The 25352-nt window shown below is 52.0% G+C and carries 22 protein-coding genes; 7 read left to right on the plus strand and 15 right to left on the minus strand.

Features of this window, described 5'->3' with window-relative positions; translation table 11 throughout:
- Positions 1-138: 138 nt before the first annotated feature.
- The 8 genes from L1F29_RS19290 to L1F29_RS19325 form a co-directional block, all read right to left on the minus strand.
- Positions 139-1176, minus strand: coding sequence for a LacI family DNA-binding transcriptional regulator (locus L1F29_RS19290; protein WP_258383687.1), 1038 nt, complete (start codon positions 1174-1176; stop codon positions 139-141).
- Positions 1177-1184: 8 nt separating this feature from the next.
- Positions 1185-2033, minus strand: coding sequence for a 1,4-dihydroxy-6-naphtoate synthase (locus tag L1F29_RS19295; RefSeq protein ID WP_258383688.1), 849 nt, complete (start codon positions 2031-2033; stop codon positions 1185-1187).
- Positions 2030-2701, minus strand: a complete 672-nt coding sequence (locus L1F29_RS19300; protein ID WP_258383689.1) for a futalosine hydrolase — start codon at positions 2699-2701, stop codon at positions 2030-2032. The genes L1F29_RS19295 and L1F29_RS19300 overlap by 4 nt, the downstream gene beginning before the upstream one ends.
- 309 nt (positions 2702-3010) lie before the next feature.
- Positions 3011-4147: a hypothetical protein gene (locus tag L1F29_RS19305; RefSeq protein WP_258383690.1), complete on the minus strand. Its 1137-nt coding sequence runs from the start codon at positions 4145-4147 to the stop codon at positions 3011-3013.
- A gap of 242 nt (positions 4148-4389) precedes the next feature.
- Positions 4390-6927, minus strand: coding sequence for an ABC transporter permease (locus L1F29_RS19310; protein WP_258383691.1), 2538 nt, complete (start codon positions 6925-6927; stop codon positions 4390-4392).
- Positions 6924-7616 carry an ABC transporter ATP-binding protein gene (locus L1F29_RS19315; protein WP_258383692.1) on the minus strand — a complete coding sequence of 231 codons (693 nt, stop codon included), beginning with the start codon at positions 7614-7616 and terminating at the stop codon, positions 6924-6926. Before L1F29_RS19315 ends, L1F29_RS19310 begins: the two co-directional genes overlap by 4 nt.
- 115 nt (positions 7617-7731) lie before the next feature.
- The gene (locus L1F29_RS19320) at positions 7732-9042 is read right to left on the minus strand and encodes a sensor histidine kinase (protein ID WP_258383693.1); all 1311 of its coding nucleotides are present in this window, start codon (positions 9040-9042) and stop codon (positions 7732-7734) included.
- On the minus strand, positions 9030-9719 hold the full coding sequence (locus L1F29_RS19325; protein WP_258383694.1) for a response regulator transcription factor: 690 nt from the start codon (positions 9717-9719) through the stop codon (positions 9030-9032). Before L1F29_RS19325 ends, L1F29_RS19320 begins: the two co-directional genes overlap by 13 nt.
- Positions 9720-9981: 262 nt before the next feature.
- Between L1F29_RS19325 and L1F29_RS19330 the strand changes: the two genes are divergently transcribed.
- Positions 9982-10347, plus strand: a complete 366-nt coding sequence (locus L1F29_RS19330; RefSeq protein ID WP_258383695.1) for a VOC family protein — start codon at positions 9982-9984, stop codon at positions 10345-10347.
- Between the two features lie 243 nt (positions 10348-10590).
- On the opposite strand, the gene L1F29_RS19335 is transcribed toward L1F29_RS19330, so the two are convergent.
- Positions 10591-11097, minus strand: coding sequence for a 2'-5' RNA ligase family protein (locus tag L1F29_RS19335; protein WP_258383696.1), 507 nt, complete (start codon positions 11095-11097; stop codon positions 10591-10593).
- A 132-nt stretch (positions 11098-11229) separates the two neighbouring features.
- On the opposite strand from L1F29_RS19335, the gene L1F29_RS19340 reads away from it, so the two are divergent.
- Together L1F29_RS19340 and L1F29_RS19345 are read left to right on the plus strand one after the other, a co-directional pair.
- Positions 11230-11886 carry a hypothetical protein gene (locus tag L1F29_RS19340; protein WP_258383697.1) on the plus strand — a complete coding sequence of 219 codons (657 nt, stop codon included), beginning with the start codon at positions 11230-11232 and terminating at the stop codon, positions 11884-11886.
- A 60-nt stretch (positions 11887-11946) separates the two neighbouring features.
- Complete coding sequence (locus L1F29_RS19345; RefSeq protein ID WP_258383698.1) at positions 11947-12708, plus strand: class I SAM-dependent methyltransferase; 762 nt, start codon at positions 11947-11949, stop codon at positions 12706-12708.
- 796 nt (positions 12709-13504) lie between these two features.
- Here L1F29_RS19345 and L1F29_RS19350 read toward each other — a convergent pair.
- Positions 13505-15463, minus strand: coding sequence for an ATP-dependent DNA helicase (locus L1F29_RS19350; RefSeq protein ID WP_258383699.1), 1959 nt, complete (start codon positions 15461-15463; stop codon positions 13505-13507).
- A gap of 189 nt (positions 15464-15652) precedes the next feature.
- On the opposite strand from L1F29_RS19350, the gene L1F29_RS19355 reads away from it, so the two are divergent.
- Both L1F29_RS19355 and L1F29_RS19360 read left to right on the plus strand, forming a co-directional pair.
- Positions 15653-16561 carry an ABC transporter ATP-binding protein gene (locus L1F29_RS19355; protein ID WP_258383700.1) on the plus strand — a complete coding sequence of 303 codons (909 nt, stop codon included), beginning with the start codon at positions 15653-15655 and terminating at the stop codon, positions 16559-16561.
- A gap of 1 nt (position 16562) precedes the next feature.
- Positions 16563-17387 (plus strand): ABC transporter permease subunit, encoded by an 825-nt coding sequence (locus tag L1F29_RS19360; RefSeq protein ID WP_258383701.1) that lies wholly within the window; start codon positions 16563-16565, stop codon positions 17385-17387.
- Positions 17388-17459: 72 nt separating this feature from the next.
- Here L1F29_RS19360 and L1F29_RS19365 read toward each other — a convergent pair whose 3' ends face one another.
- Complete coding sequence (locus L1F29_RS19365) at positions 17460-19214, minus strand: glycoside hydrolase family 35 protein (protein WP_258383702.1); 1755 nt, start codon at positions 19212-19214, stop codon at positions 17460-17462.
- A 170-nt stretch (positions 19215-19384) separates the two neighbouring features.
- Here L1F29_RS19365 and L1F29_RS19370 point away from each other — a divergent pair, with 170 nt between their 5' ends.
- Positions 19385-20305, plus strand: a complete 921-nt coding sequence (locus tag L1F29_RS19370; protein ID WP_258383703.1) for an AraC family transcriptional regulator — start codon at positions 19385-19387, stop codon at positions 20303-20305.
- On the opposite strand, the gene L1F29_RS19375 is transcribed toward L1F29_RS19370, so the two are convergent.
- Both L1F29_RS19375 and L1F29_RS19380 read right to left on the minus strand, forming a co-directional pair.
- Entirely contained in the window at positions 20295-21983 is a 1689-nt protein-coding gene (locus L1F29_RS19375) for an ATP-binding cassette domain-containing protein (RefSeq protein WP_258383704.1), read from the minus strand. The two genes, L1F29_RS19370 and L1F29_RS19375, sit on opposite strands and share 11 nt — an antisense overlap.
- Positions 21980-22690: an ATP-binding cassette domain-containing protein gene (locus L1F29_RS19380; protein ID WP_258383705.1), complete on the minus strand. Its 711-nt coding sequence runs from the start codon at positions 22688-22690 to the stop codon at positions 21980-21982. Before L1F29_RS19380 ends, L1F29_RS19375 begins: the two co-directional genes overlap by 4 nt.
- Positions 22691-22913: 223 nt before the next feature.
- Here L1F29_RS19380 and L1F29_RS19385 point away from each other — a divergent pair, with 223 nt between their 5' ends.
- On the plus strand, positions 22914-23528 hold the full coding sequence (locus L1F29_RS19385; protein WP_258383706.1) for a biotin transporter BioY: 615 nt from the start codon (positions 22914-22916) through the stop codon (positions 23526-23528).
- An 86-nt stretch (positions 23529-23614) separates the two neighbouring features.
- Here L1F29_RS19385 and L1F29_RS19390 read toward each other — a convergent pair whose 3' ends face one another.
- Both L1F29_RS19390 and L1F29_RS19395 read right to left on the minus strand, forming a co-directional pair.
- Positions 23615-23896, minus strand: coding sequence for a hypothetical protein (locus L1F29_RS19390; RefSeq protein ID WP_258383707.1), 282 nt, complete (start codon positions 23894-23896; stop codon positions 23615-23617).
- 47 nt (positions 23897-23943) lie between these two features.
- The gene (locus L1F29_RS19395; protein WP_258383708.1) at positions 23944-25344 is read right to left on the minus strand and encodes an aldehyde dehydrogenase; all 1401 of its coding nucleotides are present in this window, start codon (positions 25342-25344) and stop codon (positions 23944-23946) included.
- Positions 25345-25352 lie beyond the last annotated feature (8 nt).

A 25352-nucleotide genomic window follows, 5' to 3' on the forward strand; every position in this document is an offset into this window, starting at 1 on the left:
TTATCCGTGCTAATTTTGATCATAGCCTCAGTGAGTCTGTTCAGGAATTGAATAATCATCCATATCCCTGCACCCGAACAGCTAAAAAAACCATAAAAAACCGGCATTGCTGTCGCAATACCGGATACTTACTTCTTATTATTCGACTGATCCTACCTGGGCTACCGAGCTTCGTTCAAGAAGCTGTGGCTCCAGGAGGACGTCATAAACGGGATTGGTTTCTCCATTAAGCTGATCCAGCAGCATCTTGCAGGCGATGCTCCCCATCTCGTAATCGGGCTGCTGGATCGTAGTAAGCGGCGGATGAATCATCTGCCCGTAATCGATGCCGTCGAAGCCGATCACCGACATATCTTGCGGAACCTGAATTCCTCGACGCGAGAGCTCATGCATGACTCCGAAAGCCATTACATCGTTGCACGCGAATATTGCGGTCGGCGGTTGCTCGGCTTCCAGCAGCCGGGCCGTTAATTTCTTGCCCATATTGAATTCATTCAAGCTGCTGTATACGTCATCCTCGGTCGACTCGACCGCCAACGGCTCAAGGCCCGATTCCCGCATCGCTTCCTCATAGCCTTGATAGATACTTCTTCGGCTCGGCCTGTCCAACAAAGAAGTGACATATCCGATTCGCCGATGCCCTTTGAGTTGAAGATGCTTGGCAGCCATATATCCGCCTTTGCGGTAATCAAATTCAACCTGGCTGATCCCCTCACCTTCGACCTTCTGGTCGATGGCGATCACTTTCATCCCCGTATCCATCAGCTTCTGGAGCAACTCCTGATCGCTGCCGATGGAGGAAATGATAAGCCCCTTCACCTGCTTCTCCGCGATCGTCTTCAGGTACTCCTCCTCCAGTGCGGCGTCATGAAGCGAATTGCAAACGATGACATGGAACCGGTTCTGGCGGGCGATTCCCTCGATTCCAAGCAGTACCGATGAATAGAAGGGATTGCTGATCGACGGAATGATGACCCCGATTGTCATGCTTGAATTCGTCTTGAGCTGCTTGCCGAGCATGTTCGGAATATAGTTCGATTCCTTGGCGATCCGCTGGATCTTCTCCCTGGTCGCGGCGCTCACAGGATAACCGCTGCCGCTGAGCACGCGGGATACCGTCGCGGACGACACTTCCGCAAGCTTGGCGATATCGTGAATGGTGATCGGTTTCTTCACAGCTTCTCTCACCTTCTGAATCGCAGAGCGGATAGATCCACCTCGGGAACAAGGCCTTCCTGCGCCGCTCTCGTCAGCAAAGCGGTAACTGCGCCATACCCGTCCTCGCCCAAGTTCGCCGTAAATTCATTCACGTATAGATCGATGTGCGCCTTCGCGACCTCGGATGACATCTCTTGCGCATGTCTCAGAACGTATTGCTGCGATTCTTCCGGATTGGCCCATGCATATTCGACTGAAGCGCGCGTCCAGTTCGCGATCGCCTCCAAGTCTAGCGACCGCTTGGCAATAATTGCTCCAAGCGGTATAGGCAAGCCTGTGTCGGATTCCCACCAGCTGCCTAGGTCAGTCAGAAGAGACAAGCCATACGACGGGTAGGTAAATCTAGCCTCATGGATAACCAGCCCGGCATCGACCTTCCCATCCCGGACTGCTGGCATGATCTCATGAAACGGCATCACGACAATCTCGCCAACGCCCCCGGGTACCTGCTGGGCGGCCCATAACCGGAACAGCAAATACGCGGTCGACCGCTCGCTAGGCACGGCTACCCGTCTGCCGCTCAAGACCGAAGGCTCACTGGCGGATTCCATACGGCCTGATGTCAGCACGAGCGGTCCGCACCCTCTTCCCAGTGCGCCTCCGCAAGGGAGCAAGGCGTATTCCGACAGTACCCAAGGGAGGGCGGCATACGAGATTTTGAGCACTTCAGGTCCTTCCGCGCGAACGGCCAAATGATTCGTTATGTCAATATCCGCATACGTAACATTCAGTTCCGGAGCACCCGGCACCAGTCCATGCGCCCATGCGTGGAAGACGAATGTATCATTGGGACAAGGGGAATAGGCAATATTCATGATAATACCTCCATTAATACTGTGCTAGCTGACTCCAGCGCTTGGAGCGCGTCGCCGATTCGCCATGCCTCGCGATTGCGGGGTCCTACCGCATTCGATATGGCGCGAATTTCGATGACGGGAATACCGCGCTGCTCAGCGGCAACCGCCACGCCATAGCCTTCCATCGCTTCGGCGCATGCGCCCGGGATCCTCGCGCTCAGCATCTCTGCAGTCGCAGCCGAACCGGTCACGGTTGTGACCGTCAGAATTGGACCAGAGACTGCCGTCAACCCCGCCTCTAGCAACGCATGCACGATTCGCCGCCCGCTGATCGCATCAACGCCGATCCGGGCCGTTCCAAAACCAAGCTCGTCCAAGCTCAGGAATCCGTCCGGCGTCTCCGCGCCCAAGTCAGCCGCGACGATTTCGCTCGCTACGACAAGCGACCCGATCCCCGCTTGATCCGAGAAACCGCCGGCAATGCCGGCACATACAATCAATCCGTACTGTCCTGCGACAAGCGCAGCCGCGGTATTGGCGGCTGCAGCGGCAGATCCTACTCCGCCGATGATAATATCGAAGCGGTCCGACTTTTGAAGTCCTCTCAGAACCGCATCCCGTTCTGCAGACACGGACGTAACGATAAGAATTTTGGAATTTGAAGTAAAGTCCGAATGTGTGTGCATTTAATAATCTCCTAACGACAATATGAGCAGATCCCTGCAGTGCCTGCTCGCTTCTCTATGAATTTTGTCTTGCAATTTATCTATATCATCTAATGGAAAGTTTACACGAATTGTTCGGAAGACTCAACTTGAGCAGCCTATTGCTGCTGAAGGAATCCTGTTCAGCTTGTGCGGCTAAACCAGCAATTTGTGACGAACTATAGACCCTTGCTAAACGTAATCAACCGTATAAATATCAAGGTCATTCAGCATTCAGCCCGTACCAAGTTAACCGAACTCCGTCATGAAGCAGCACACTAGCGAGCGGCGCTAACGGTGCCGCTTACCTCTATACAGCTCTTTGTACAGATTGCGAACGTCAAGCACATGCTCGTTCGTGACGGCTTCCCACTTCAAACCGATATCGGGGACGGGATTCCCCATTCCGAGATAACCTTCCAAGTCCAGATCGACGCTAAATTGATAGAACTCGCGAATCGCATCTATTTTTGCAGCCGGATTGAATCCGTTCCGCCCCATGGTAACGTCGCCGAGGTAGCAAACATGGTGCCCATCAAGCTTCCACTTCGTCATCAATGCTTTCGATATCGCCTTCTTCCGCTCCGTCTCCTCCGATTCGTGATCGAAGACCCAATAATGCCACGGGACCAGCCACCAGCTCGTATCCGGTAGAATGTCCGGATAAATAAACGCCTCATACCCGTAAACGTGAATCACGACACCGACTTTGCCTACATAACCAATTTCCTTCAAGACGTCTTGAACCGCCTGAAGATTAAGCTTATAGTAATGTCTCAACATCGAAGCGGCCTCATCGGACCAAATGAACGTCAGCTGTTGCCCGATCTGCTTGCAGTGCTCAATAGCAGTCGGGCAAAATTGAAAGGCTTGCGGGACTTGTTCTCCGCGCTGCTCGGCCCACTTGCCATATAATACTTGCAGAGCTTCGCTTTTGACGCCCTCAAACTCCAGAAATAAGTAATCGATTCCCGGAAACTCCGCCAGCTGCTCCCTAATGATCTCCTTGACCCTCGCTTGAAAACGGGCATCAGTGAAATCCGCGATGCTAACCGGCTGCTCCGTCTCCGCAAATCCGCCTACATCCCATTCATCAATGCTAAGGTCGCGCTCCCAAACATGCTGATCATAAGTAAGAAATTGAAGCATGGCTCCAACCGATATCCCCTTCTCGTGAAGGTGATTCACAATCCGTCTGCCCCATTCATTATCCGTTTTCACATTGGAAGCTTCAGGATGGTTGTAAAGATAAGGCAGCTTGGATTTGACGCCATTCGTATACCATTTGGTGTAGAACGTAAAGTGGTCGAAATCGATCTCGCTTTTCAACTCGTCGATCGCATTGGCAGCGGTTTCATAGTCCTGCTTCCAAAACTTGCTGATAGGATCCCGTGTGGGGACCCAGTGGTCCATGAAGCCTTTCAGCATGCCATCCACTCCTTTTCCCGTGATCAATCTCAGAATCATTGTTCTTGGTCCGCTGGGGCGCATCATACTTTCTACGAGTCCTTCAACTATGCCGTTGAGTTGATCATAACAGCAGTACGTGAGTCCGTCACCATGCAATCATACATGCCTCTAGAATGCCTCCAGAACCCTCATACAAAAAGGATAACCCCCTGTGCCGAACAAGCTCAGAACGGTTATCCTTCTTCAGTTGTATAAGTCCGCTATGCTTCTTCACGCAGTTCTTCGAGCAAATTAGCCTTCTCCATTCGTCTCAAAGGCCCCTGCACCGAGAGCAGCCCGACAAGCAAGGCGGCGCCGCATGCGGCAAGCGGAGCGCCCCATGGGAATGCGAACGGGAATCCTTGGACGACGGATAGCTGAAGGTACAAAAAGTAGCTTAAGCCTACCCCTAGAACGATGCCCCAGAAGCTTCCGATCACTCCGAACCATATGCCCTCCAAGGAGGCCATTCGCCGGATTTGCCCCATCGTCATCCCAACTGCCTGCAGCAATCCGATTTCCTTGCGCCTCAGCAGCAGATTCGTCTGAACCGTATTGATAATATTCAAGCTTCCGATAACGCCGATGACGACTAAGAAGCCATAGACGAATATTTTCATCTGTAGATTGAAATTTCGCGTTTCCTTCTGTTCCTCGGCAATATCAATCAGACGGCTGCCCGGTATCGTTAGGGCAATCTCCTCGAGCCTTTGTTTCACCGGCCCATGATCGGCCCCGTCCTCCATGGCGACTTCGAGCCCCATCCGCGCAGTCCCATATGCCAACTCGTAATCCGATGCGTTCCGATCCTGGAGCAGCTTGGCGAAGGTTGGCTTGGCCGCAATCATAACCAACGTATTCTCCTGATATGGCGAATCGAAAGGGGATTGAGTAAGAATGCCTGCGACCGTCACCTCACGGATTATTTCCTTAGTTGGCTCGGGAGAGTAGTCGGTCATGACAGACAGCTTATCGCCTACCTTGTAACGTGTAATCGGCATGATCTCTTTCTTGCCGTCAGCTACTTTTGGTTTGACCGTCTGCACCAGGATGACACTGTCCTGGTCGGCTAATTTCTGCAGATCCGCTGTTCCGTTTTGCAAATATTTCGAAGCTTCCTTAAGTTTCGCTTCATCATACAGATACATGCTGGAGGGGACGATGTGATTGGGACCGACCCTTTCGAATTCCATGCCCGATTTCTTTGCAAAATCGCGATTGAGCTCAGAATCGGGCACCAATACCTGATAGTCAAGGTTCTGATATTTGCCATAAACCCCGTAGACGCCGGGAATATCGCCAAGCTCCTTCATGACATCGTCAGACACGACATCGCTTGCTTGTTTCGGCTTGCCGTTATCATCGACAAGGATATCGCTGTTAAGCTGAAAGGCGATCCGGTCATCCTCGTTCGTCGTGGTCGTAATGGTTAAGGCTGACCCGGTAAAATAGTGAAACGAGATAAACAGCGTTATGCTGATGACAATCGAGAACGTCGTAATGAGGAATTTCGTCCGGTTCCGGCGGATATTATTCGATGCCATCCGGCCTTCGATGCCCATCAGGCCGAGCAGCGAAGGTATCCGGACGCGCTTGTAGGACTCCCGCACGATACTGCCGGCACCCTTCACCGCTTCGACCGGCGACACGCTGGAAGCCTTGCGGGCCGGGAGCCATGCCGCGACATAGACGGCCGCAAATCCCAGTACGAAGCTGCCGCCCATAATCCACCAGTGGAAGGTTAGCTCGAACGTTTCCATCATCAGAATTTTCATTCCGTTCTGCGTCATGATCCACAGCACGAACCATAAGCCGAACCAGCCGATCAGCAGTCCTAGAGGAACCCCGATCGCCGACAGCATGGTCGCTTCGCGAAGGACCAGGCTGCGGATTTGTCCGGGAGAAGCTCCCAGCGTACGTAGAAGGCCAAACTGCCGGATTCGCTCTAATACAGCAATGTGAAAGGCATTATAGATGACAGCGATCGTCGAGAGTACGACCAGGCCGACCAAGGTGCCGAATATGATCGCAAGCGCCTGATTGAGACTTTCGTCCCCCGATTCGCCCATAAGCGACAGGAGCTGAAAATTAGTAAACAAGCTGTCGTTAAGCTTCGTGAAGTCATCGATCTGCCGGTTAATATCGACACCCGGCTTCAACGTCAAGAGTACCATTGCTTGAGAATCGATTGTCGTACTCGCGGAGTCTGCGTACGTAAACGCCTCGGACGAGCCTTTCGTCTGGCTTTTCTTTTGATTGTTCAAGACGCCAACGATGTGATAGGTACGGGCTGTTCCGTCCGGACCTTGCAATTGCGTCGACCCGTTAAGCGCAGGCTTTCCCGGGAGCTTGTCGAGGAGCCATTGTTCCACAGCAAGCTCATTATCCGCCGCAGGCAAGCGCCCTTCATGGAGATGAATAGGCAGCAGCTTGAAGCCTTCTTCATCGGCCGTACTGATCTTTATGGAAAAATCATCGCTGAGCGGAGCTTCATTGCCTGTACGATATACCCCGAGCTGATCGACCAGCATATGCTTCTTCAATGTTGTGTACAGCTCCGGGTTTGGCTTGCTGTAGCTGAAATAGAAGGAGCCTTCTTCATATTTGGTATTCAGAATCATGTTGTCTTTCAAGGCCTGGCCCATCGTTCCCAGGGAACTGATCAAGGCGACGGACAAAATAATGCCGATGATGGTCAAGGCCGATTTCTTGCGCTGCTGCTTCAGATACCGACCCGCCATTGCGCCATAGCTTTTCATACGCCCCTCCCGCTGCTGCTCGTATCGTTAAGAAGGCGGCCGTCCTGCAAGGTCAGGACACGGGATGCTTCGGCGGCCACATTCATGTCATGGGTGATGACGACAACCGTCTGATGATATTGGCGTACGGCAAGCTTCAAGAGCTCGATGACTTCATTCCCGTTCTTGCTGTCGAGGTTACCGGTCGGTTCATCGGCCAACACGATGGCTGGTCGGTACGCGAGCGCGCGGCCGATTGCCACCCGCTGCTGCTGTCCGCCGGACAGCTCGGACGGCAGATGCTTCCGCCGGTCATGCAGCCCTAGCGTACGAATAAGATCGTTAATGTAAGCTTTGTCAGGCTGGCGGTGATCGAGCAGCAGAGGCAGCTGGATATTCTCTTCCACGTTCAGGACGGGAATCAGGTTATACGATTGAAAAATAAACCCGATTTTTCTGCGGCGGAATATGGCGCGCTCCTTCTCCTTCAAATCATACAGATTCTCTCCGTCTATATGTACAGTGCCGCCGCTCGGCTTGTCCAGGCCGCCCAGCAAATGCAGCAGCGTACTCTTGCCGGAGCCGCTCGCCCCCACAACCGCGACAAGCTCTCCTTGTTGTATCGAAAAGGTTACATCATGGAGCGCATTAACCTGTGTCGTACCTTTTCCATATGACTTGCTAAGACCATCAACACTAATGACATTCATGTATGAATCAACTCCCGATTATTTGGATTCGCAAAGATGCAAGGCGTAGGTCGCCTTCTAAATTGCATTGAACCCAGTATATCTCGGTAACCTTACAGTTAAGTGGGGTGTCCGCTTACAGTTCTGTAAGCTTCGCCGCCGCAGACGGGAACGGATGAAGCGGCAGCGTCACTTGAAACAGGGTACCTCCTGCCGGGTGAGCGGAAGCCGACAGTATCCCGCCATGCTTCTCGACGATCGACTTGGCCAGCGGCAATCCGAGACCAACCCCGCTGCCTTCCGAGGAGCTGCGATAAAATTTTTTGAAAATATGGGGCAAATGCTGCGGATCGATCCCACGGCCTTGATCTTTGATGCGGATGCGAATGAACACGGGCGTTTCCTCCCAGCCAATAGAGACAATACCGCTTGCAGGGCTATGCTCGACCGCGTTCTTTAGGACATTCACCAGCGCTTCCGTCAGCCAGTGGGCATCATGCAAGATAATCAAGCTGGTATCCGATTCTTCGATATGCATCGTAACCTGCTTGTCTTCCGCTAAAGGCACGATCGATTCTACGGCGCGCTTCACGGTATCTGCAACTGGCGCTTCCTTGAAGCTCATGTCCAAGGCATCCGCCTCCAAGCGGGCAAGCTTAAGCAGCGCCAGAATGAGCCACTCCATCCGGTCCAGCTCGCTGCGGCAGGTCTGCAGAAACTCTTGCGCATGATCGGCATCGATTTGGTCGCTTTGCATCAAGTCCGTATAGATCATTAAGGAGGCCAAAGGCGTTTTCAATTGATGGGAAATATCGGCAACCGTATTTTTTAGAAAAGCTTTCTCCTTATGCAGCTGCTCGATCGTTTCTCCCAGGCGAAGCGTGAGCTCCTGCACGCCATTGGCGAGCAGTCCCAGCTCTCCCTCATCGTAGATCCTGTAGGACGCCGGCTGGTTATGTTTAACGGTATCCTCCAAAGAAATCGCGAGGCTCCTGATTTCCACAAGCTGTCTTCGGGCATAGCGAAACAACCAGATCGCAGCAAGCACAGCGAATCCGATTGCACCGATTACTAGTATCCATAACGTGCGTGAACGATATTCACCGAGTACCGGGAACCAGTTCGCCTCAAGCCTTGAAGTCACCCCGTACCGCTCCATGATCTTGCGGCCTTCTGCCACTGATTCCGGGGACGGTTCGTCCGATTCGACAACTTGCCGGAGCCAGCTTTCCACCCATTCAGGCTGCTCGTCCGCCAGGCTTCCAATCATCGCCGCTTCCTTGTCCAACCACTCTTTCTTCAGTCTTTCCGTCGAATAATGGCTGTATAACGCAATGAATACGATGGCCATGAATAATAAAACGGCCAGCGCAGCGGCAAGTCTCCTTATCGAAGGGTTACGCCACATTCGCGCAAATCCCATGCCAGCTCCCGTTATCCGTTCCATCGATACCCTGCTCCTCGCACCGTAACGATGAATTGCGGGTTCTGCGGATCCTCTTCGATCTTCTCCCGCAGCCTGCGGATGTTGACGGCGACCGTGTTGTCATCGATCACCTCAGCTCCGTCCGGCCACACGTGCTGAATGATCTGGTCTTTGGACAAGACGGAACGGGGATGCGTCATGAACAAGCTGATCAGCCGGAATTCCGTCATGCTTAGCGGAACCTCTTGCCCGTTATTGTCCAGACGCATCTCCCCAACATTCAAGACCAAGTTCCCCGCCGTTAAAATGGTTCTATCCTTGTCCCGGCTTATAGGGTGCCGCCTCCGCAATACGGCGTGAACCCTCGATAGAAACTCCCGCAAACGGAACGGTTTCGTAATGTAGTCGTCTCCTCCGAGATCCAGCCCCCGGACGATATCGAACTCCTGATCGCTCGCTGTCAGGAAGATAATAGGCGTGTCCCCGTTTTGACGAACCATGCTGCAGAAATCGAACCCGTTCCCGTCCGGAAGCTGTACGTCAAGCAGAATAAGATGGATTTCATGGTTATCAAGCCACTCCTTCGCTGCTGCAAGGTTATAGGCGCTGAGAACTTGAAACCCATCCTGCTGAAGCGTGAACTGAATGCCGCGATGAAGCGATTCGTCATCCTCAACTAACAATATGCGCATATTCATGATAGGAATTCCCCCTATAGGTGTGAAGCCGGTTAACTCACTCAATTATTCAGGCGAACGATTCATCGATTATCGGAGCAGCGTAAACATGATGCCTGCGCGGCGGTTTGCGCTCCATCTTTCGTTCAATTCATCTAGTATACCGCATCCCGTTCATAGAATCTAAAAAGGTAATATATGGTTGATTTTTAACGTCATTATATAGTAGTATCTTTGTCAGAGAACGTTTGTTCCCTCACATTGATTGAAGGAGCTGATTGCAATGTTCAAAAAGTTAGAGTGCGTCTGCATTCATACGAACGATATTGAGAAGTCCCTTTCCTTCTACAACTCGATGGGCTTGGCGGAGAATTGGAAGATCGAACGAGTCTTGGCGGATGGCGCAATCTGGACCGTCATCGGTTTGATATTCCCTGAGAGCGCAAGCTCTGAGCTTGTCCTCAGCAATCACCCTGTTAATAAGTGCACAGAGGTGGAGATTCTTGTTGACGATGTCCGCCGGGCGCATCGCGAATTAAGAAAACATGACGATATTAAATGGATTCGGGCTCCTTTCGCAACCGAATCCGGACATGTCGCCGTCATGGAAGCACCGGATGGCAATGTATTTGTGCTCGTGGGTAAGTAAGACACCGCACTTACATCTCTTTAGAACCGAAGTTGTGAGCATTCGTATGTCCTGAAACTTGCGTTATAACAGGTTATGCTGCAGCGAAGAGCATCGGTAAATCCGACTTTTGATTTACTGAGCTGCCGTGCCTTCCTAATTAGCTTTACGGTGTCTTTAGATCATATCAGCCGTGAACGCATACTTCATCAGGCTGCAGCCTGCTGTTGGCAGTGGTGAGTGCACCGGTCCTCAGCTGCGAGATTAAGCAAAGTCAACGATAAACTCGATGATCGAAGCTCCGCTGCTCTCAATGATTTCCGCCGCTACTTGGTTAACTTGTGTCTCGAAGCTTGTTTCCATTGACCGGGTATCGATAAGCGCTGCTTGAAGCTCCGTATCATCATGTAATCTGCCGACGGTTATATGCGGTATATAGACATGCCGCAAGCTCAAGTAATTTCTTAAAACGCCTGCATATAATCGGTCATGCAATTCGATGATTTGGTCATTGCCTTTCTTCACGTTCAAGAATAAATAGTTATCCTGCGTCCCTGTTATTCCCTTCAGCCGGATCGTAAACGGGGAAAGTCCGGTTAAAGCATCCTTCACATGCCGCTTGAGTGTGGTTGAAGGCATCTCGCTCTCGAAGGGAAATACGAGCGTTAGATGCGGCGGTATCAATCCGTACAAGGGATCATACTTCTTTCTTACTTCTTCGATTGCTTCACAATTCTGAAATGCCGGAAAAACATGAATCGCTCTTTGCATCGCACGGCTCCTTAAGGTAAATTTAGCCAGTTCACTATTGAGGCGCTTGTAAGTCGTTTTTTCATTGCAACAATGAACGCGTTTATTGCGTCATAGAAGCATCATACTCATGAAGTGAAGGTGTGCATTATTGTGAAGCGGTATTTCAAACAAATCCTGGTTGGTTTGTGTATTTGCCTATTACTTTTCATAGCTTATAGCCAGTATACAGAGAAGAAGATGTATGAATCGGTTATTTCAAATCAGCTGCAATACGACATGATCTCGCTCGCCCAATCGATCATACAAAACGCATTCTTGTATGGTCAGATTATGGAATCAGGCGAGATCACATTGCTGCAAGCAGACTCGCTGGCCCGGCACAATGACGCCATATCATCGGCATATGCTCATTATGCCTTGCTAGCGGTGGACTTTAACCGGTTGAAGGATGGATTTCAATATAATAAAACCTCGCTTAACGCTCAGAAGATAGCCCTTTATTTTAGCCATTGGGAGGAGAATCACGGGAACGCACCGATTGTAATGGACGCTAAGGTTAGAAGAATCATGACCGAATTCCAATTATTGAATTCGAAGTGGGTCCAAGCAGTGGAAGAGAACCGAGCGTTTTCAAAAGATAAAGATAGCATCAGTTACAGTTCCGGGGAACATCAACCCTATGATCTTTCTAATCCATATTGGTTAGAATTACTCGTTCGTTTAGAAGACATGACCGTGAACGTTCTAACGGAACGCAAACTCGATCATATCGGACAAATATATGAGATAAGCACCGGTAATCGTTAACAAGACCCAACTAGACTTGTGAAGAATAATCATCGTTTATCAAATATGGAGGTCAATATTATGAATGCAGAGACGCTGACGTTGAATAAGAATAGCTGGGATGAAGCGGCTCCACGTTTCTTCGGAAGAACCGCTCTCCCTGAATATGGGCCTCTTGCTCCTCTTGAGGATGAGTTAAACTTGATGGGCGATGTCACGGGCCTGAACGTATTGGAGCTAGGCTGCGGCAGCGGACATTCCCTGCAGTACATGGAACGGCGAGGCGCCCGCGGGCTATGGGGAATCGACCTTTCCCGCAAACAAATCGAGACCGCGTCCGAACTGCTTGCTAGCAGTGGCGCCCGCGCAAGATTGTTTGAGTCGCCAATGGAGCAAGATCCAGGTTTGCCGCATAACTATTTTGACCTCGTATACTCCATATTCGCGCTTGGCTGGACGACGAATATAGATCGTACATTCGCTAACGTGAACGCGTACTTGAAGGAGGGCGGGTTGTTTATCTTCAGCTGGGAGCACCCCTTCTATAACCGGGCCAAGTTTACAGACAATGGCTTGATCTTGAATAAATCCTACCACGAAGAAGGCCCTTACGATCATGAAGCGTGGCACACGCCTGCTATTATGCAGCAGTTTAAGGTTAGCACCTACATAAATGCATTAATCAAACACGGATTCGTAATCGACAATGTGGTTGAAGAAGTTCGACTTCCCGAAGACGGTACGGAAACGCATGCCAATCGCTGGTATTCCTACGACAAAGCCAGGTTTCTCCCCACGACCTTGATTATTAAGTCTCATAAAAAAAGTAATAGTGTAACATAAACAAACAGAGGGTATATGTTCTGAAGATCCGAACATATACCCTCTGTGGTTTTACTAAACACCGATTTAGATTGAACGAAAGAACGAACAACGTGCGAAGCAGGATGAATATTTCTTAAGCGGTCGTATACGTTCTTTTTAATCAACCTATTGGGCGGTATGAAATAATCGCGTAATCGGCCGATCCAATCGATATCGTGATTATACGCCGAATTGCCGACAGGAATACGGTATTCCTGCGTGTATGCAACACAACTCTCAATTGGCATAGCGCTTGCGATGCGGAAGCAATATTGTTGTAAATTCTACAACACTGGACGGGTAGAAGCGAAGATAATACAGAAATTGTTGTATATTCTACAACAATTTCTCCAGTCGAGCGGCTAACTCACCGCTTCATATTCACATTGTTGTATGGGGTACAACAATACCACCGATGGCACTAAATGAACGTATAAATGTTGTACGTTGTACAACATTATCAACTCCTGCATGGCCCACATAATATCGGAGCCTGGAATCGCATCTCATTTGAAAGACAAGGTCGTATATCTTAAGGGATAGATGCGACTAAATTAACTTTGCAAGAAGAAGTTCATGCTGATATCTGCTTGTGTATGATTGACCGACCTCCGTCATGGAGCAAAACACCGCACGCCAGGAACTGCGTGCGGTGCGAGCTTCTGCACAGCGGTCGCCTTCGTTCCCGGATTTCAACCTACACATGGAATTCAAGAAAATCCGGGAACAACAGCGGTCGGAAGAACATTCTACCTGCGAAGCGTTCGACTTCTGTTCAATCCCCTTCCACCGGCTCCTGAAGCTCTACGCCTGACGGCAGCAGCAGCCTGATATGCTCCCGAAGCAGCTCCATCTTCGGCTGCACCTCGCACATGATTGTAATAACCCCGTTATCGTCCTGCGAGCGTATTAATCGGCCCATCCCCTGCTTGAGCCGCAGCAGCATATAAGGCAGATCCACCTCTTCGAACGGATTCAGGGCGGTTTGGCGTTTGGCCATGAAGACGGGATCCTGCGGCGGAAACGGAAGCGACCACAGGATGACATTCGATAATGACGGCCCCGGCACATCGAGCCCCTCCCACAAGCTTACCGCACATAGGACGCTCTCTTCGTCGCGCTGAAACGCCTCGATCAGATGACTGATTTCCATATCGCCTTCAAACCCGAAGCGCATGCCATTGCACTCCGGATAATGAACGATTTCATTCTTAAACTGCTGCAGTTCATCCTTGGTTCGGAACAGGAGCAGCGCCCTGCCCTCCGTCCGCTCAAGCATCTGTACGGCGGTCTTCATCTTTTCCGAGAACGTGCCCCCGAATTTCCACTTCGGCATATACACCTGCATTTGGTTCGCATAATCATACGAGGAGTCGACAGAGAACGAGAGATAGTCGTCCAATCCCATGCTGTCCGCCACATAGTCGAAACCACCTTCTACTGATAGGGTAGCCGACGAGAATACAATCGGGATCCTCGTCGAGAATACCCGCTCCTGCAGCACTTCCTTTACCGTTCTTGGCATTATAACGAGCGTAAGGCCGTTCACGCTTTCGACCGCCCAGCATATTAACTTATCCGAATGCTGGAACAGGCTTAGCGCCTTCTGCATCATCTCCAGATGCTCTTCCACGATACGCAGCTGATAATCGTTCAAGGTATAGAGCTCGCTCTCGAAGACGAGCTCTTCTTCGATCTTGGTCAGTATATCTTGGAAGAAACGCACTTCCTGCAGCAGGCGCTCGTTCAATAATACTTGTTTACGCTCCGAACCCGGAATGTCGGCAATTTGATTCTCCAGCACATCGAACATCGACTGGCTGCGGTCAATCGCCTCATCGATCAGCACCGCGAGCGACTCCCGCACTTCGCCTTTCAGCAGACGCGTTATCAGCTCTTCGAACACGACATGCTTCAGCTTGTACGTCAGCGCCTTCTGCGCCGCGGCTTCAAGCAGATGGCCTTCGTCAAAGACGACCGCGCAGTGCTCCGGCAGCAGAGGGAGCTGCCCTTCTCTCTTTCTTCCTTCATACGTCCACAGATGCTCCATGTAGAAATCATGCGAGCATATGATCAAATCAGCTGCACGTCTGTAATGATCCCGCGACAGTGTCTGCCCGCACCGGTGTCGTTTGTCGCAGACGAAGCAATCCTGAAACGTATCCCAGCCAGCCCGGTCCCACTGCTCGTCGGTCATATGCGGGTAATCCTTACGGTCGCCGTATGCGTGGAACCTCTGCATCGCGGCGGGCGAGTTGACGAATTCCGGCAGCTCCGAATAGAGCTCCTTATACAACGCCGTATCCTCGTAGCCGTACCGGGCATCGTCCAGCTTGACCAAGCAGACATATTGATCGGGCGACTTACCGAGTCTTGCATCGATAGCCAGGTTCAAATGCTCGTTCAGCTTCGCGATATCCCCGCCTGGCTTCACCAGCTGTTCGATGAGCGACTCATCTGCGCATGCGATAACGGCCGGCTTCCGCGTATATCGCGCGTAACATATCGCATAGAGCAAATAAACCAGCGTCTTGCCTGTGCCAACGCCCGCTTCCGCGAAGATCACCTGCTTCTCGGCGAATGCGCGTTCAAGTTGAAACGCCATGTAGATCTGCTCATCCCTTACTTCGAACCCGGCCTCAGGCAGAATGTCATAGAACACATCCGCAACCCAATCGCTAACCTGCTGGCTAAAAGGTCGGGAATGATCGTAATCAAACGGGTACCGCTCCACGATTCACAGCCTCCATACATCATGATGGTTAAATAATCCGAACGTCATACATAAACAAGAACTTATTATCACATGATCCTTATCGAATAGCAAAAAAAATTTTCTTCGATTCAAACGGAGGCCGTGAACAAATCGTCTTCCTTAAACGTCATATTGCAGATCGAGAATCTATGAGGAGTGGAGTAGACGATGACAGCTGCATTTATACATGTACATGATGTTCATAAAAGCTTCGACGGCCGTCCGGTGCTGAACGGAATGAGCTTCTCTGTCGAGGAGGGAGCAATCGTAGGACTGCTCGGACCGAATGGCTGCGGCAAAACGACGATGATTCGCCTGCTGAACGGTGTGATTGAACCAAACGGCGGTTCCATGACTGTCGCCGGCATCGATCCGCAATCGAATGGCGACCATGTCCGAAGGATAAGCGGGATCGTGACGGAAGGTGCCGGTCTCTATCATGATATGAGCGCGGCCGATAACTTGAAATTTTTCGCCAAGCTGTACCAAGTCAAGGACAAATCAAGGATCGCGGAACTGCTGGAGCTCTTCGGTCTGGCCGAGCATGCGGACAAACCGGCGGGCACATTCAGCACCGGGATGAAGAAACGGCTTGCGTTAGCCAAGGCACTGCTGCATAAGCCGAAGCTGCTGTTCCTGGACGAGCCCACAAATGGCTTGGACCCGGAAGGCATCCGGCTCGTAATGCAGTATATCCGGAAGCTGAACGATCGCGAAGGAACGACGATCTTTCTCTGCTCTCACGTGCTTCACCAGATTGAAACGGTCTGCAGCACTTATATTTTTATGGATAAGGGGCGCACGATTGCAGCTGGAACGCGTTCCATGATTGAGAACCGCTATATGAAAACGATCGAGCTCGTCGTTGAAACCGGTGCAATCCCATCAGGAGATCAATATGCCGGGTATCCCGTCAAGAGAGTGTCTCCTGGCAAGCTGCGCTTCACTCTCCCTGCCAAAGACGCGATTTCGGATCTGCTCCGCCAATTGCTTGCCGACAGCTGGGTGCACACGTCGGAGATCGTGAACCGGGATTTAGAGTCCCTCTACTTTGAAGTTCGAAAGGAGCATGCGTAAGATGAACCGGCACGTTATTCAGGCTATTGCGCTTAAAGATATCCGTCAAATCACGTCGAACGTACAAGTTTGGCTGGCGATGGTGCTGATCCCGATCATATTCTGCGGTGTGCTTCCGCTAGCCATAATACTGGTAAGCAAATTCGGGGGGATTAACGGGTCAACGGTGACGATGATCCGCAATGTGATCGAGAAGCTGCCTGCAGGCTCCACTCTCCTAAGTGCCCAAGCGGATATAGAAGCCCAGGTCATCTATTTTGCGGTCAACTACATGCTTTTGCCGCTCTTCCTGCTTCTGCCCGTCATTACATCCAGCGTCATATCCGCCAACAGCTTCGTCGGCGAGAAGGAACGGCGCACGCTTGAGAGCCTCCTGCTCGCTCCGATCAGTATCAAGGACTTGTTCATTGGCAAAATAATGGCCTCGTTCATCCCGGCTTATGCCGTGACGCTCGGTGGTTTTATATTGCTTGGTATCATCGTGGACACCATGACATATGGCATGTTCGAAGGACTTCTCTTCCCGAGCATGAACTGGATCATCGCCATAATATGGATTGTGCCTTCGTTCACCTTGGTCAGCATCCTGCTCAATGCCATCATATCCGCACGAGTCAAAACCTTTCAAGCGGCGCAGCAAATGTCCGGCTTGATCGTCCTCCCGATCGTCATGCTGCTCATCAGCCAGATGACCGGCCTAATGCTGCTCAGCCCGCTCATCCTGATCGTGATCGGCGCTATTCTGCTTCTCATCAGCTTCGGGCTGCTTCCTCGCATAGCAAGAATGAACAGCCGCAGCGTGTTATTCGAGAAACAGATTCATTAACGCGATGCATGGCATGAAGAAGACATAGAAGAACCGCTCGCTTGCGCGCAGCGGTTCTTCTATGTCTTGCCCTTACCCTAAATCCGGCGTATCGACCAGCGAAACGACCGTGTTGTCTGTTTGGTGAAGCTCGAATATGACGATCTCGTTCAACCCTTGCTTCAGCAGAGGACCCGGTATATAAAGCGTCTTCTGAGGACCTGCTTCCCAATACCGGCCCAGATGGAAGCCGTTAATGTATATGTTGCCTTTGACCCAGCCGTCCAGACGGATAAAGGTATCGGCGGCTTCATGAGCCTCGAACGTCCCTCTGTAGAAAGTCGGGCCGTTCTGCTTCTCATCCGTGACGGATTGATAAGTCAGCGCTCCCGTGTCCGAGCCGGTTAACGGCAGCGGATAAATCGTCCAGCCGAACAAGAATTGATTGTTCAGTCGTACGCCCTCGGTGATCCCTTTATAATCCTTCAGATAAGGACCATAATTGATACGGCCCATGTTCTCAACCAGGATATCCAGCTTTGCTCCGCCGGCCGGGATGCGCACCGGAATCGACTTCGGATTCCAACGCTCCACAACCCCGATGTATTCACCATCCAGGAAGACAAGGGCGCGGTCATGCACATCCTGAATCGTCAGCTGCATCTCCGGACGCGGACCGGAGACATGGCAGGAGTATAGAATAAACCCGAGACTTTGTCCCAGCTTCTCCATCGGATCCGGACAAGTCCGCTTCACCGGCTTGGACAGCTGCTCCAACTGTTCGAACAGGCTGGCCTTCTCGCTCAAGCGGACCTCGCCATAGCTCCGCTTAGGTAGCGGCTGCGGAAGCTCGCATTCCGGCTCTTTCCCCGTGAACTTGCGAATGACGTCGCGAACGGCTTCGTATTTCTTCGTCAATTCACCGTTCTCGCTGAGCGGCGAATCGTAATCATAGCTAGTAATCGTCGGTTCATACTCATGGGAATGGTTAGCCCCGTTATAGTAACCGAAATTCGTCCCCCCATGGAACATGTAGAAATTGACGGATGCGTCTTGATCCAGCATGTCCTGCAGCACCTGAGCGACATCTTGCGCACCGCGTGTGTGATGCTCCTCCCGCCAATGATCGAACCAGCCATTCCAGTATTCCATGCACATGACCGGCTTGTCCGGTTGATACTCGCGCAGTTTATCGAATGATTCCGCCGCCCGCGAACCGAAATTCACGGTCTCCAGCACGCCTGGCACCATACCGCCTTGCAGCATGGAATCATCCGGACCGTCGGATGTGAACAGCAGAACGTCAATTCCCCGTTTTTCCATTCCGGTCTTCAAATAGGTTAAATATTCGACATCATTCCCGTAGCTGCCATATTCGTTCTCGATTTGCATCGCAATAATCGGACCGCCATTCGTGATCTGCAGCGGCTTCAGCTTAGGCAGCAGCACATCGTAGTATGCATCTACTTTATCCAGGAAGGCTTGGTCCATGCAGCGAAGCCGAATATCCGAATTCGCCAGCAGCCAGCCCGGCATGCCGCCGAATTCCCACTCTGCGCATATATAAGGGCTTGGTCTGACAATGACATGCAGACCGAGCTCGCCAGCCGTTTCGATGAATCGGACGATGTCGGCCATCCCGTCGAATACGAATTGTCCTTCTTCCGGCTCATGCAAATTCCAAGGCACATAAGTTTCAACCGTATTGAATCCGCATGCTTTCAATTTCTGCAGACGGTCCTTCCAATACTCGGGTACGACGCGAAAATAATGAATGGCTCCCGATATCAATCGAATCGGATTCCCATTTAATACGAAGTTATTACCGGCAGTATCGAATGCTCGCAATCTCTTCAACCCCTGACTTCATAATGAATACTCAACAATTACATCGTAATGAAGGATGTGCCGGAGCTCAATGACCAAACCCGTCTTATATTTGACCTTTTTCGCCGAATCGGTAGTATTAGGAGAGTGAATCATCATTGCTTAAGAGCTGTTGAAGGGAATGTGAATCGATGGATGTATTATTGCGATTTCCCAATACGACAAACACCCTTCATATCATAGGGTGTCACTTTGGAATCAAGCCGCCTTCATGGCAGTACCCGAAACATCATCATCATCTGTTTGAGCTTCTGTGCTGCATGGAGGGCGAAATCAATGTTGACGTGAATCATTCGATATTAACGCTGCGCAAAGGGGATTGGCTGCTGATCAAATCGGGCGTTAAGCATGGCATGCACAACAGTGCCGGGCAGGATTTTGCCTTCTTCAATGTCCACTTCGACATCGATGACCAGGAGGCGAGAAAACGGCTTGGGAGCTCGCCCTGCAAGCATATTTCCGGTTCGAATACACAGCTGGACAAGCTCACCATGTATGTCCGGCAGATGGAACGATTAATCGGGCAAGGAATGCTGATTGGCGAGCAGATAACGACAGGAGAAGAACGATACATCGATATCTCCTTCGAAGATAAATTGTTCATCCAAGCGAACATTCTGCTCATTATACATGAAATGCTAAGCATGCTGCGCGATCCGAAGAAAGAACAGGATGCGAAGCCCGCCTTTCCGGCCAGCCGCGTATCCGCCTTCACCTTGGATCTGGCGCATCAGATCGAGGAGCAGCTGAATAAGCAGCAGTACTCCGATGCTTCAATCGCGCATGTCGCTCAGTCGCTCAACCTCAGTCTGAGCCAGTGCTCGAAAGTCTTTCAGCAGGTCTATGGCATTTCGCCGCGCAAATATGTAAGCCGGGTCAAGCTGGCCAAGGCGAAGGAGCTGCTGACGACGACCAACATGTCTGTCGGCGATATTGCAGACACGCTCGGCTTCCATTCGGTCAGCCACTTCTCCAGGCAATTCCGGCGGTGGACCCGGCAATCGCCGAATCAATATCGGGATATGGATTCGATCCCCCCGTTCATGAATTGACCGCCCACCACCATAAGAACGCGAATAGTCCCAAGCTGGCGGCAACCAGAACACTGTCGCGCCGCCGCCATCGCTCGGTCATTCGCAGTGCAGGGTAGCTTCGCCTGCCTACGCCCCGGCTTTCGAGCGCATTCGCTACTTGCTCGGCCAGGCGGAAGAGAGCCAGCATGAAAGGAATGGACGTGTCCCGCAGCCGTCCGGCCGCTCCCCGCCACGTCATACGCGTTACTTTCCCGCGGGCGACGGCAATGCGGGAGAACCGCTCCCATTCGGAGAGAAGCACGGGAACGAAGCGCAGCAGCAGCGTGACCGTCAATATGACTTGCTGTCCCCATAATGGCATGCGGCCGCGGAAAGTGAATAATTGCTCCAAGGATCGCCGCAGCCGCAGCGGCGTAATTGCAAGCGGCAAACCTAATCCGATCAGCATCGCAAGCCAAGGACGCGTGAACGTCTGCATTGCGTTCAGAAACGCTGCCCAGTTCCAAAAGGAGCCGTTTGCCTGTTTCCCCAGGCCTGCCATAATGGAGATAATGACGACGAATAGTCCCAGCGCCATGATCGGCCCCCGCCAGCGCCGGAGCGGAATGCGGCCAATAGTGATCGCAGCAGCGGTCAGGAGCACGCTCCAAGCGATGCCCGACCATGATTTCTGCAGAAACATCCCCGTGGAGAGCAAAATATAAGCGATCCATACCGAACGAGGGTCGAAAGCGGCAATCGGAGACGGCCGCATCCGCACAGACGCCAGATGGCGATCCCCAACATTCAGCTCTTGTGCCTCCGGTTGTGTAAGCGGTGGATAGATTGCTGTTCCAGTTTCCTTATTTCTGATAGGAATCGGGTCGGTGCCGAGCTCTGTCAGTGCAGCCGCTAGCTTGGCGGGATCCCACACGTCTTCGGCTGATACGCCCCGCCTCCACATCTCATGGGCGACGATGAGCCATTCCGGAACGTTCATCCCGGACTGTACGAGCAGGTCGGGATTAGCGACAATTTCGTTCCTGCGGCAGCGCCTCATAATCCCATCCGGACGCAAGAGCAGAACGGTATCGGCTAATGCAAGCGCCCAATCGGTATCATGCGAGATGAGCAGTACGCCCTGCCCGGCTGCCTTGCAATCGTTCAATTGGATCCCTAGAAGCTCATGACCTGCTGCATCCAATCCGGCTGTCGGCTCATCAAGCAGCAGCCACGCGGCAGGCGCTGCGAACAGACAGGCAAGCGCCGCCCGCCTGCGTTCGCCGCCGCTCATCTGGTATGGGTCGCGCTGCAGCCAAGAACGATCCCATCCGACCGCGGAAAGCGCTTGGTCGATTCGCTGCTCCTTCGCTGGCCCGGACAGCCAGTATGATTTCAATACATATTCAAGCTCGGTTTCCACGGAACGGGCGAACAGCTGCTCCTCAGGCGATTGGCAGGCGTAGCTGTAGGAGCGCAGCGCTGCCGAATTTCTTCTTCTCTTGCGTGCTTCATCCCCGGTCCACAGCTTCTCCTCGCCGAAGGAAATTTGCAAATTCCCTTCATCTCTAAGCCCAGCCGCGATTTCCATGAAGCGCGTTTTCCCCGCTCCGTTCGGTCCCATCAATACCGTTATTTCGCCTTGCTGCAGCTGCAGCTTTCCATCCGCCCCTTGCTGGCCCTGTATCGTCAATGGCATAAGATGCGAATTCATCATTTATCCAGTACCTCCCGCCACTCGCCGGCTGACAAGGGGATCGGAGGCTCGATCACGCCTTGACGATGGAGCTGTGCTCCAAGAGAGGCTAAGTATGGCAATCGAAGACCGCAGCGTTCGCATGGCGACGGCTCATGAACGTCATGACCGGTATCTCCATGCAGAAACCCGCGAACCGTTCCGTCATAGCGAATCACCCCTCCGGATAAGGCAGCGACGCGCGAAGATGGCTCTAGCTCATGAAGCCGCTGCGTTACCCAGACGACTGCCGTCCCTTGACCGTGCAGCGACCGGGCCAACTGGTGAACGATATGGCTGGACCGGTCGTCGAGCATTGAAGTTGCTTCATCAAAGACGATTAATGGCGCTTCCCCGGCAGCAGCTGCTGCCACAGCCGCAAGCTGACGCTGTCCGCCGGACAACCGGTCCCAAGTATAGTCTGCGAATGCAAGAAGGCCGGTTTCCTCCAAAATACGTTCCGTATTCGGTAGAATGGCATCCGCCGGCAGCCCAAGCCATTCCAAAGCAAAATGGATTTCTTCGCGCGGCGTTTCCCCGAACAGCTGCGCTTCCGGCTGCTGCATGACATACGGAGAGGGCATGTCTCCGGCAAATCCCCGGCACCGCTCTCCATTAACGCCCTCAATTGTTAACCCCGCTAACAATCGGGCCAGCGTCGTTTTGCCGCTCCCGTTGACCCCCGCCAAGTACAACCATTCTCCAGCTTGCAAAGTTATGTTAATGGGCCCCAAGATTCGCTTGGTAGCTTCAGAATTCCCATATATCGATAAATCCGTCAATCTCAGCGGTTCTGATAATCGTGGTTCCGTCACGAAATTCCCTCTTCCCAACCTGATAATCCCATGATAAAATGATTTATTGTTAACCATGAACGCAAATATAGGTTAACATTCAAGGAGAGATTTGACAATGCCTACACCATCAACTCAATCATCGAGCGCAGCATCAACGGCTGCAGCCCATCCCGTTTCATGGATACGGGGAATTGTCTTTACCGCTTTGTTCGCCGCTCTGTTCATTGCGTTCAGCTCCATTCAGATTCCGTTATGGTTCACGCCGATTCCGATTACGCTGCAGACCTTTGCCGTAATGATCGCCGGCGGCCTGCTGGGAGCCCGATACGGCTTCTGGAGCATCGCCGTCGTTGTTCTCTTGACTGCTACGGGCTTGCCGCTGCTTCACGGCAATGGCGGATTGTCCTACATGCTAGGTCCGACTGCGGGCTTTATCTGGATGTTCCCCTTCGCCGCGCTGTTGATCGGCTGGGTGAGCGATCGGCTGTTCCGCCATACGAAGCAGCTGAATAAGAAGCAGTTTATGATTCTGCTATTAGGTATCGTCGCCTTCGGCATCATTGCCGAATATATCGCCGGAGTAGCATGGCTGACCCAGAAGAGCGGTATGAGCGTATCGAAAGCGCTCGCAGCCGCATGCTATCCATTCCTGCCGGGCGATGCCATCAAAGCGGTCGCCGCTGCATTCCTCATCCGGGCGCTGCGCCCGTTTCTGCCGAAACTGCGTTAGCGCACACTCACCTACATACACAAGAAGGGCACATGCTTGATGAGCATTGTGCCCTTCTTGTGTAACCCAATCGAGCTTATCTGCAGCTACTCGTCTTTATCCGGATCAGGCTTCAATTCAGGCTGAACACGGTTCATATAACGCTCGTACCGGTCGTCAACCTCTTGCGCCATTTCCCGGTACAGCTTCGTTTCCTCGACAATCGGATCATGCTTTGTTTGAATGCGGATCTCGTATTTTGGCGACAGCTTCGCTTTCACCTTGCGCTCCTGCTCCGTATTGTCCAGCTCCTCGGATGTCAGGCGCTCGACGAGCTCCTGTTCCATCTGCTCCAGACGCTTCTTCTGATCGGACTCTCTAGACTCCATTCTAATTCCTCCCTTGATGTGATGATGGCATGCTGCGCAGCCGGCAGCTACTTCATAATTCGCTTCACAAGCCCCAGCTTGTTCCGGGATGACGGATAACGGAAGCTCAGATCGAACCGATTCGTCTGCTTCAAGATGCTCTTGTAATGGCTGAAGGTTTGAAAGCTGTATTCGCCATGATAGCTGCCCATCCCGCTCCCTCCTACACCGCCGAAAGGCAGATGCGGCGTCGCAATGTGCATGAGCGTGTCGTTGATACAGCCGCCCCCGAAGGAAATGCTTGTCGTAATCCGCCGCTGCACATCCGCATTGTCAGAGAATAGATACAAGGCGAGCGGCTTCGGATGGCGATTGACCGTATCGATCACGTCTTGAAGATCGTCATAGGCTATAATCGGCAATATGGGGCCGAATATTTCATCCTGCATGACGGCGTCATTCCAATCCACCTGATCCAGCAGCGTGGGAGCGATCTTATGCTTGTCCGCATCATAGGTTCCGCCATAGACAACCGTTCCGTCCTTCAGATAGGCCAGCAATCGGTTGAAATGCTTCTCGTTCACAATTTTTCCGTAACGATCCAGACGGATCGGATCCGAACCGTAAAATTGCTCGACGGCTTCCTGAATCGCCAGAATAAGCTGCGGCTTCATCGATTGATGCACATACAAATAATCGGGCGCGATACAGGTTTGTCCGACATTCATAAACTTGCCGAATGCGATCCGCTTGGCGGCCAGCTTCACATTCGCATCGTTGTGAACGATACAAGGACTCTTGCCTCCCAATTCAAGCGTGACCGGGATCAACCGCTTGGCTGCGGCCTCCATCACTACTTTTCCTACACCCGTGCTTCCTGTAAAAAAGATATAATCGAAGGGCTGCTTCAAGAGCGCTTGGCTCGCTTCAAGTCCGCCTTCGATTACGGCCAGATAGTCCGGATGAAAAAAATCGCCTATTATCCTGGCCATCACCTTCGACACATTCGGCGTCAGCTCGGACGGTTTAATGACAGCCGTGTTCCCGGCGGCCATCGCGCCGATCAGCGGAGCCAACACCAGCTGGAACGGATAGTTCCAAGGCGCGATGATGAGTACCGTCCCATAGGGCTCGGGCTGCACCCAGCCTTTGGAGCCGATATGCGTCAGCGCGGTTTTCACCCGTCTTTGCTTCGCCCATTTCTTCAGCTTCTTAACGGTCAGGTTAATCTCTTGATAGACGAAGCCGACTTCGCTCGTATAAGCTTCCATATCCGATTTGCCCAAATCCATATATAGCGCCTTTAATATGTCTTCCTCGTTGCGCTTCACAGCTTCCTTCAGCCGATGCAGCTGCGCTAATCGGAAGGCAACGGACCTCGTCTCCAATCCGGCAAAATATAGTTTCTGCTTCCGGACCGCCTCATCGATATCGGTCTCCGTCCATTCACGGACCGTCGATTGACTCATCTGCATGC

Origin of the sequence: Paenibacillus spongiae (genome assembly GCF_024734895.1) — a bacterium.
Taxonomy (GTDB): Bacteria; Bacillota; Bacilli; order Paenibacillales; family Paenibacillaceae; genus Paenibacillus_Z; species Paenibacillus_Z spongiae.